At 71.2% G+C, this 1073-nt stretch carries 1 protein-coding gene; it reads right to left on the bottom strand.

Going from position 1 to position 1073, the window contains the following annotated elements; genetic code table 11:
• A partial coding sequence (locus CHB84_RS22200) for a Mu transposase domain-containing protein (protein ID WP_089303580.1) occupies positions 1 to 1073 on the bottom strand: 1073 nt, incomplete at both ends.

The raw sequence follows: 1073 nt of genomic DNA, 5'->3' as shown, positions 1-1073 counted from the left end.
CGGTGGTGGGCCAGGATGGAGGCCAGGTCGGCCTCGCCGAATCGCCCGGCCAGCGCGGCGGTGCCCAGCGCCCGATCCAGGTCGGTGTGTCCGTAGAGCTTGGCCAGCGAGACCGCCTCGGCCATCTTGGCGCGGATGCGGGCGGTGCCGGCGGCGGCTTCTTCGAGCCACTGGGCCGCGCCCTGGCCGATAGCCAAAAACTCGGCGTCGGACGCGCTGCGTGCCCGGGGTGCGCGGCGGGTGGGATCGCCGATCCGTGTGGGGTAGTGTGCGTCGTTGATCTGCGGGTGGCCCTTGCTCGCGTGTGGGTGGCGGGCCACTTCGACCGGGCCGGTGCGCTCCAGGTGGGTGATCACGACCTCGTCGCCATCGACGCGTGCCCAGACGCGTTCGTCGAGCAGCTCGTGCGGCACGGAGTAGCGCACCCCGGCATACGAGATCGTCGAGTCCCACATCACCCGCCGGGTTTGGCCGAACGCCGCCGCATACGGCTGCTCGACCACCGGGTGCAGCCGGGACTGCTCGTCGGCCAGCGCCTCGGCCGGGATCCGGCCGGTCTCGCGATGCGGCCGGCCGTTGACCTCGTCGCAGAATGTGCGGCAGGCCGTGGCCAACTCGGCGAACGAGGCATACTCACCCCGCAGGTTCGCGCTGGCCGGCACCAGGTCGGCCTTGGCGATGCGCACCGTGGACTCCGAGCCGCCCTTGGACTCGGGGTCGGCCGGATAGCAGGTATGGATCGTCAGCCCGTAATGACGGCTGGCCGCCACGATCTCCGGATGCCGCACCGCCACGGTGGCCACATGGTCCACGGTGACGGTCTTCTCGTTATCGGTGAGCACATAGGTGGGCACCCCGCCGATACGGCGCAGCGTGGCATCCAGGCAGGCCAGCAGGCTGCCCAGGCTCCGGTCCCAACTCGGCAGCACCACCCGAAACCGCGACCACGCCAGCCAGGCACAGAACAGATACGTCGCCCGCCCGCCGATGCGCGGACCCTGGCCCCAGTCGAACTGCAGCCACAGTCCCGGCTCGGGGATCCACGGGCGATACACCCGCCGATGCCCCGCCCG

The organism is Haloechinothrix alba, from assembly GCF_900188115.1.
Lineage (GTDB): Bacteria > Actinomycetota > Actinomycetes > Mycobacteriales > Pseudonocardiaceae > Haloechinothrix > Haloechinothrix alba.
The sequence above is the reverse complement of the archived record's forward strand: the minus strand, read 5'-3'. Positions and strand labels throughout refer to the sequence as shown.